The organism is Tetragenococcus solitarius NBRC 100494 (assembly GCF_001544195.1).
Classification (GTDB): domain Bacteria; phylum Bacillota; class Bacilli; order Lactobacillales; family Enterococcaceae; genus Tetragenococcus; species Tetragenococcus solitarius.
The window spans coordinates 21,953-28,972 of sequence record NZ_BCPY01000033.1 but is presented as its reverse complement, the minus strand read 5'-3'; the positions used below and the strand labels follow the sequence as shown (position 1 = coordinate 28,972).

At 34.6% G+C, this 7,020-nt stretch carries 8 protein-coding genes; 4 read left to right on the top strand and 4 right to left on the bottom strand.

Translation table 11 applies throughout. The annotated features are described in order from the left end of the window. Nucleotides 1–48: 48 nt before the first annotated feature. Complete coding sequence (locus tag TS1_RS09385) at nt 49–774, top strand: YoaK family protein (RefSeq protein ID WP_068710105.1); 726 nt, start codon at nt 49–51, stop codon at nt 772–774. A 51-nt stretch (nt 775–825) separates the two neighbouring features. Here the strand turns inward: TS1_RS09385 and TS1_RS09380 are convergent, their stop codons facing one another. The 4 genes from TS1_RS09380 to TS1_RS09365 all read right to left on the bottom strand — a co-directional run bounded on the left by TS1_RS09380 (nt 826) and on the right by TS1_RS09365 (nt 3,086). Beyond that, on the bottom strand, nt 826–1,182 hold the full coding sequence (locus tag TS1_RS09380; RefSeq protein WP_068710104.1) for a hypothetical protein: 357 nt from the start codon (nt 1,180–1,182) through the stop codon (nt 826–828). A 16-nt stretch (nt 1,183–1,198) separates the two neighbouring features. After that, nucleotides 1,199–1,732: a hypothetical protein gene (locus TS1_RS09375; RefSeq protein WP_068710101.1), complete on the bottom strand. Its 534-nt coding sequence runs from the start codon at nt 1,730–1,732 to the stop codon at nt 1,199–1,201. 470 nt (nt 1,733–2,202) lie between these two features. Beyond that, on the bottom strand, nt 2,203–2,658 hold the full coding sequence (locus TS1_RS09370) for a DUF3021 domain-containing protein (RefSeq protein WP_068710100.1): 456 nt from the start codon (nt 2,656–2,658) through the stop codon (nt 2,203–2,205). Continuing rightward, nucleotides 2,652–3,086 (bottom strand): LytTR family DNA-binding domain-containing protein, encoded by a 435-nt coding sequence (locus TS1_RS09365; protein WP_068710098.1) that lies wholly within the window; start codon nt 3,084–3,086, stop codon nt 2,652–2,654. The genes TS1_RS09370 and TS1_RS09365 overlap by 7 nt, the downstream gene beginning before the upstream one ends. A 251-nt stretch (nt 3,087–3,337) precedes the next feature. Between TS1_RS09365 and TS1_RS09360 the strand changes: the two genes are divergently transcribed. The 3 genes from TS1_RS09360 to TS1_RS09350 all read left to right on the top strand — a co-directional run bounded on the left by TS1_RS09360 (nt 3,338) and on the right by TS1_RS09350 (nt 6,929). Next, entirely contained in the window at nt 3,338–4,276 is a 939-nt protein-coding gene (locus TS1_RS09360; protein WP_068710097.1) for a protein kinase family protein, read from the top strand. A 269-nt stretch (nt 4,277–4,545) separates the two neighbouring features. Beyond that, nucleotides 4,546–5,913 (top strand): ribosomal protection-like ABC-F family protein, encoded by a 1,368-nt coding sequence (abc-f, locus tag TS1_RS09355; RefSeq protein ID WP_068710095.1) that lies wholly within the window; start codon nt 4,546–4,548, stop codon nt 5,911–5,913. Between the two features lie 68 nt (nt 5,914–5,981). After that, nucleotides 5,982–6,929, top strand: coding sequence for a zinc-binding dehydrogenase (locus TS1_RS09350; RefSeq protein ID WP_083498287.1), 948 nt, complete (start codon nt 5,982–5,984; stop codon nt 6,927–6,929). The last annotated feature ends 91 nt before the right edge of the window (nt 6,930–7,020 follow it).

Sequence of the window (7,020 nt, the reverse complement as noted above, 5' to 3'; positions counted from 1 at the left end):
AAATTTTGGTTCAGGAAATAAACAAATAGACAAGAGGAGTTTTTGTAATTGGAAAATATCCTAAAAAATATGAAAAGAATCGATGTATACATTCACTATCTTATCACACTTTGCGGCGGCTTTTTTGGTGTGTATGCAATTGTCAGCCGGATGGGAAATTTTGGGCAAGCGCAGACAGCAAACTTAATTGAATTGATAGATAATATTCTGGGAAAAGATATGACAGCTGGAATGATTCGATTGTTGGCCGCCGTACTTTTTATATGTGGTATGGTTTTAGCGACGGTACTTGAGAAAAAAGGGAAAATAGATCTGAGGTACCTTTCGATTCTGTTTGATTTTGCGGCTGCTGTTATGGTTGGATTTTTCCCACTTACCATGGATCCAGTTATGGCACTTTATCCCTTTTTCTTTGCTACGGCCTTTCAATGGTGTGTATTTAAGGGCGCTAAAGGGTATGCGAGTGCGACAGTTTTTTGTACAAATAATTTAAAGCAAACAACCATTTCATTAGTAGAATGTTTCTTTATGTCAAAAAATAACCCTGAAAGAAGAGAAAAGCTAGAAAAAGCCAAGTTTTACGGCAGCACATTTTTAAGTTTTTACATAGGTGTGGTTGTTGGCTACTTTTTATGGTACTTTTTCGGTGTTCATAGTATTTGGTTTATGACACTTCCGCTTTTAGTAAATTCAGGACTCGTCTTTTTAGAAAAAAAGAAATATGAAGTTAATTTTAATGTCCAAAAAAATACCATTCATGAATCGACTTTATAAACAATAATTTAGACTAACCACCATTATCTATTTGCTGCATTTTTTGCTCCTTTATTTTTTCCGTGGTTTTGTGATTGCCATACCCCGTAAGCTTATGAAAGTTCCATCTATTGCTAGGATAGTAATAAAAATGCCTTTAACATGAAATAAAGCTGTTGGGATTAAAACGTGAAACCCACAGTAGAAATAGCTATTGATAGTAAAACGAAAATACGCGACTGATTCTTTCTTTAAAAAAGCTAATAATATTGGAGGCACAAAAAGAACGGTCAGCAATATCGTACTTGCTTTCATTACGTCTGGATTATTTATAGAAATAGTGTTGGTATCTTTTTGAAGGTTTGCTACTAAGATTAATGCTGTAATTGACAATATGAATAAAATCCCTAGTAAACTCACTTTTTTCATTTTCTATCTCTCACTTTTATATAGTTTGTTGTAGCATTGAGTGCACTTTTCCTTGGTAAATACAATTTAGCCCTGCTATTAATTCAATGTCTTGCGGTGTAGTTAGTCCTAGTGGCTTATTGAGGTGGTTAATCCCTGCTTTTAATAAGACATATGCGACAAATTGTGAACAAAAATAAGCATTCGCTCGCGGGATAGACTTGCCAAACATTACTCCGAATAAGCCTAAAAAATTGTACTTGTATACATTTTTTTGTCTTATAAACTGATGAATTACTTTTTGTATTTCCTTACTTTGTGATAGAGTGATTTCACATGAGTAAATTGTACAACTTGCTTCTTGAAAAAATTGGTCATATAAATTTTCTTCTACAAAGCCAGCCAAAAAAGGATTGTTAAAATGTTTTCTTCCGAAACTATAAACAGTACTGAAATTTGTGTCTAGGGCAATGGATACATGGTTATACTCGCGTTTAGTATATACTCCAATTGCTTTAGAAAATATTGTATTGTTTTTAGTAAATATTAAGTAAATAGTGTTTTTGTCCATATGCAACGTTTCCTTATCTAATGATTTTAAAATATATCTTTTTGATTTATAGTGCTAACTGAAACGTAGGTGATTACTAACTCAAGGAATTAGGAAAATAATGAAAGTTCCGACTGCCGTGTAGCCTTCTTTTTCCAGGTATTCTTGTAACATCTTGTTTACTGAAATATCATCTTCAATAATTAAAACCGTATTATTTATTATTAACTCTTGTTATTTCGGAATAAAATAAATGTTATTGACCTAAGTATGCCCTAAACAAATGGTTCTGTCTAATAAGTAAGGTTTACTTTGAACAGTACGCGGATTAGGTAATTTTACAAGCTTTGATGATGAGGATGCTTTTCGTTGATGAAAAATAACTACGATGAATTTATGAAAGAGGATATTGATGAATAAAAAAGTACCCTTTAAAAAGGATACTTTCTGCCTTGTTGTACATTAAAAATTAGTTAAGCGAGCGATGAAATTTATTTATTATGATCAAGATGTCTATTAAGGGTTTCAATTTCTTTTTTTGCCTTTAACATCGAAGATAACCAGATAATTATATAAATAGTGGAAAAAGTAAGTGTGAAGTCAAATAATACCCCTAATTCCCAAGAAGTCCATCCAGCTAAAATTGCTAATGGTAAGAAAGACAGATAGGAGACGGCAAAGTTGATTGAAGTCATCTTTAAGATGCTCCAGTCCGTTTCTGAGTAAATCAAATTACTTAAAGAAAATACACATCCCATAGCAGACCATATACCAATTGAAGCTATAAGTGCATAAAGTTCATTGGGGAAATGCGCGATAAAAGCCGGAGTTGAAGGAATATAGCTTCCTTCAGCAAAGTTGAATGAATAATGGATGGATAGCATCAAACCAATAAAAGTTCCCACGACAATCCCTACTCCCACACGTTGCAATACTTTCTTTAACATAGTAAACGCTCCTTTACTTTTTTTAAATATCTTTTAGATGAACTTGTCTGACTGCCGTTTGTAAGATGAATTAGAATCAAGCCGCTTTTTGTAAGTTGGAAATGCTGCACATAATTTAAGTTAATGATTTCAGTATTGGAAATACGAACGAAAAAGTCGGGTAATTGCTCATCTAATTCATACAAGCGAGAATTAACAAGGAACTCTTCTTCTGATGTATGTCCGTAAACTTTCTTTTGGCTACTATAAAAATTGACAAAATCACTAATAGGGATGCGATAATTTTTATCTTGCTTTCTACCAATTAACGGCGCAGATGTTTTTTCAATATAAGCAATAATGTTATTTATCTGAGCAGACTTTGTTTGTGTTTTTAAAATAATGAACCCTTTTTCTAATTGCTGGTCAATTTCTAATTTTACTTTCATTACGCTTCCCCTCCTTTAAAATAAGCATAATTTATTTCTTTTTGAATGTATATAGCAGATAGATAAGCGGGCGTTTTTAGAGGACTTGTGGACAAAACTTCGTTACAAACAGAGAAGTGATTTGTGGTAAGCTTATTCTTGTAAGGAATCTAATATTTTATGAATAAAAACTAAGACAAGATATTCTTTTGGTCATAGAAAGTTCGCCTTAATTTTAAAATTAAATAAAACAATTAGGAGAATGTTTATATATGGTAGAAAACAATGATTTCGTTAAGATGGAAATTGATGGTGTAAAGTTTAAGTTAAGAGAAAAAGCTGATTTTTCATTTTTGCAGCAATATGGCAAAGTCTTTTGTGTTTTTGATCAAAACGACTCTGGTAACATTAGTTTTGGTATAGAAAATGAGTTAAAAGAGAAATATTTTATCAAAGTAGCAGGAGCGAAAACGTTGGAGGCATTTTGTCAACCTGATGAGGCAGTTAAGGCTTTAAAGCATACAATTAGAATTTATCAAGAACTACGTTGTGAGATATTAATTGATATGATTACTTTTGGTACATTTCAGAATTTATTTTTTGTTGTATTTCGTTGGTCTGATGGAGAGTGTTTATTTGATCATTGGAATTTTGACTTCTATCAAAGTAATCCAAAAATCAAATCACCTAGAGAAAAATTTAGTGACTTGTCTGAAAAGAAAAAGTTACAAGTAGCAGACCAAATCCTTCAATTTATGACTCATGTAGAAGAGAAAGAGTATATTGCCGTTGATTTTTACGATGGTAGTTTAATGTATGATTTTGATAGGAATCAGTTAACCATTTGCGATATTGATTTTTTTCAGAGAAAACCAGTAATTAATAATATTGGGATAGAATACTGGGGAGCTAAAAGAATGAAGGCGCCCGAAGAGTATATTTTAGGGGCCAAAATTAATTCTAAGACCAATGTTTTTACAGTTGGTGCGTTATTTTTTCATCTTTTTGGTAATTATTCCAATAAGATGATTACAAAAATGGATAAAGAAAATCAGTTTATCCCTTTACAAAAAGAGTATTGGGAACTGCCTATGCAACTATATGATATAGTGCTAAAAGCAGTAAATCCGTTCCCTGAAAAACGATATGAAACTATTCGGTCTTTAAAAGAGGAATGGCTAACTCAATGTGATAAATTATACAGTTGCTAAACTTTACTTTTTTCCTTTGTTCAGTTATTATTGGGTGGAAATAATTAAGGAGGGAAGTATAGCATGACTGCATCTATGAGATTGCGCTTTTTAACTTTTGAATCGATAACTGAATAATAAATTCAAAAGTCTTAGGAATAGCGATTTCAAGGGATGAGTGTATACTTTTCTAATAAATATAAGTTGAAATGGCAAGGATAGTTCCGTAAAAAGACTATCCTTTTTTGTGCATTCATTTTCCTTTTCCTAAGTCAGAAAGGAAAGAGAAAATGGAAAAATTAACCATTAAATTAACAGATATAAGACAAAGCTTTGGGGCAAAAGAAGTATTAGCAATCAAGGAGCTATCCGCTTATGAAAATGATCGGATTGGCATTATAGGAGGCAACGGACAAGGAAAATCGACTTTACTAAAAATTATTCACGGTGATTTACGACCGGAAGGAACTGTACAAAGAGAAACAGAATTTAATTATTTTCCGCAAATAGCAGAGGTTAATGAGTTCTTTAATGTAGATGAACTGGATTGGGAGTTAGTGGGCCAGTTTGCGATTCCTAAAAATGAGGTGCAAACATTAAGCGGAGGCGAAATTTCAAAATTCCGATTAGCGCAGGTGCTTTCTGTTTATCAAATGGGTCTTTTATTAGACGAACCTACCACGCATCTTGATCAGACAAGCGTTAAAAAGTTAGTGGAAGAATTGCGCTATTATTATGGTACGCTGTTATTTGTGAGTCATGACCGTTACTTTTTGAATCAATTAGCTAACAAGATTTGGGAAGTTCAAGATGGTACAGTTATTGAATATGAGGGAAATTATGACGATTATAAGCAACAAAAGGAATTGGAAGAAATCGAACATGAGCATGCGGTAGAGAATTATTTACAAGAAAAAAAGCATTTGGAAACAGCCATTGCTAAAAAGAAAGAACAGGCAGCAAAGGCAAGCAAGGTTTCAAGCAAGAAGAAGCAACAAAGTATTCGTCCCGATCGTCTTTCTTCATCTAAACAAAAAGATACTGTACAAAAATCGATGCAAAAATCGGCTAAATCGATGGAAGCTCGTTTATCTAAGCTGCAAGAAGTCACACCTAACCAAAAAGCAACCAAGATTGTATTTCCTACACCCAAGTCAGTAGAGATTCATAATAAATTTCCCATTCGCGGAGAAAATCTGAAACTAAACGCAGGTGACAAAGTTCTTTTAAAGCAAACGGATTTTCAATTTGGTTTGGGAAAGAAAATTGCGATTACAGGAGAAAATGGTAGTGGGAAAACGACACTGTTAGATTACATTGTAAATGATAAGAAAGGCGTTGTCTTATCCCCTAAAGTTGTTTTTTCCGTTTACCGACAAATGGACTACAAGTTGTTTGGCGAAGATACCATCTTATCTTTTTTGATGAAGCTGACAGAGTATCCAGAAAGTCTTGTTCGTAGTATTTTGCACAATCTAGGTTTTATGCAATTAGAGTTGAGTAAGCCACTTTCTGGCTTAAGCGGAGGAGAAGCGACTCGATTATCTATTGCTTTGCTGTTTACCTCACACGATCCTTATTTTGTAAAGGAAATAGCAGATGAAGTTTATATGATTAAAAAAGAACAATTACAAGCTGTTTCAAAGGAAAACATTTGACCCTCTTTTCTTTAAACTTTAAGATGAATGAAGATCCTTTATTAAAAGCAATGAAAGGAAGAGATCGAATGAAAGCTGTCACAATAACAGAAGGTAATGAAATAGAAGTAAAACAACGCCAAGCTCCGCAAGTAAGTGTAGGAGAAGTTCTTGTCAAAGTGCATGCAGCTGGAATGAACAATGCAGATGTCATGCAAAAGATGGGCGGTTATCCGGCACCGGTCGATGCGCCAGCAGATATTCCTGGTTTAGAATTTGCCGGAGAGGTAGTAGAAGTTGGTCCGCAGACAGAGCGCTTTTCAGTGGGTGCTCATGTGATGGGCTTAGTGAGTGGAGGTGCTCAGGCTGAAATTATTGCAGTAAATGAACGTTTTTTAATGCCAATGCCTGATGCTTTAAGTTGGCAAGAAGCAGGAAGCTTTCCGGAAGCCTTCATTACTGCTCATGATGCTTTAGTGACCAAGGGCAACTTGCGCCCAGGAGAACGGGTGTTAATTACGGGAGCTGCTGGTGCTGTAGGAGTTGCAGCGGTGCAAATTGCCAAATTAATCGGGGCAGAAGTGGTTGCCTCTGTCAGAAATTCCAACACTAGAGAAAAGACAAAAGAAATAGGAGCGGATAAGGCTATCGCTCCGGATGAAATGGAAAAGTATGGTCCCTACGATCTTATTATAGAATTGATTGGTGCGGCAGACTTTGCAGCAAATATCGATGCTTTAAGTTATGGCGGCAGAATTGTTTGTATTGGTTTTATGAGCGGAGCGCAGGCTCAGGTGGATATCTCCAAACTTGCCTTTAAACAAGCTGCTGTTTATGGCAGCTCATTACGCAAAAGACCTAAAGAAGATAAGGCGAAAGCTATTCGCGTAGTGGAAAAAGAAGTGCTGCCTTTTGTGAAAAAAGGCAAAGTAACCGTACCAATCCATGCTGCTTATTTACTGGATAACGGTAAACAAGCTTATGAAGAGTACAATCAAAAAGGGAAGTTTGGACAAATTGTTCTGGTCAATGAATAGCGTAACGAAAATGCGCCTATTCCCTTTATCTATATGAAGTAACCCCCAAATGTTAGACTTTTTGTTCTAACTTTTTGGGGGTCTTCGTTTG

Excerpts from the sequence above, each read along its gene's own strand:
- TS1_RS09380 (WP_068710104.1), bottom strand. The coding sequence starts at position 1,182 with ATGAAAAAAGTGAGTTTACTAGGGATTTTATTCATATTGTCAATTACA.
- TS1_RS09375 (WP_068710101.1), bottom strand. The coding sequence starts at position 1,732 with ATGGACAAAAACACTATTTACTTAATATTTACTAAAAACAATACAATA.
- TS1_RS09370 (WP_068710100.1), bottom strand. The coding sequence starts at position 2,658 with ATGTTAAAGAAAGTATTGCAACGTGTGGGAGTAGGGATTGTCGTGGGA.
- TS1_RS09365 (WP_068710098.1), bottom strand. The coding sequence starts at position 3,086 with ATGAAAGTAAAATTAGAAATTGACCAGCAATTAGAAAAAGGGTTCATT.
- TS1_RS09360 (WP_068710097.1), top strand. The coding sequence starts at position 3,338 with ATGGTAGAAAACAATGATTTCGTTAAGATGGAAATTGATGGTGTAAAG.
- abc-f (WP_068710095.1), top strand. The coding sequence starts at position 4,546 with ATGGAAAAATTAACCATTAAATTAACAGATATAAGACAAAGCTTTGGG.
- TS1_RS09350 (WP_083498287.1), top strand. The coding sequence starts at position 5,982 with ATGAAAGCTGTCACAATAACAGAAGGTAATGAAATAGAAGTAAAACAA.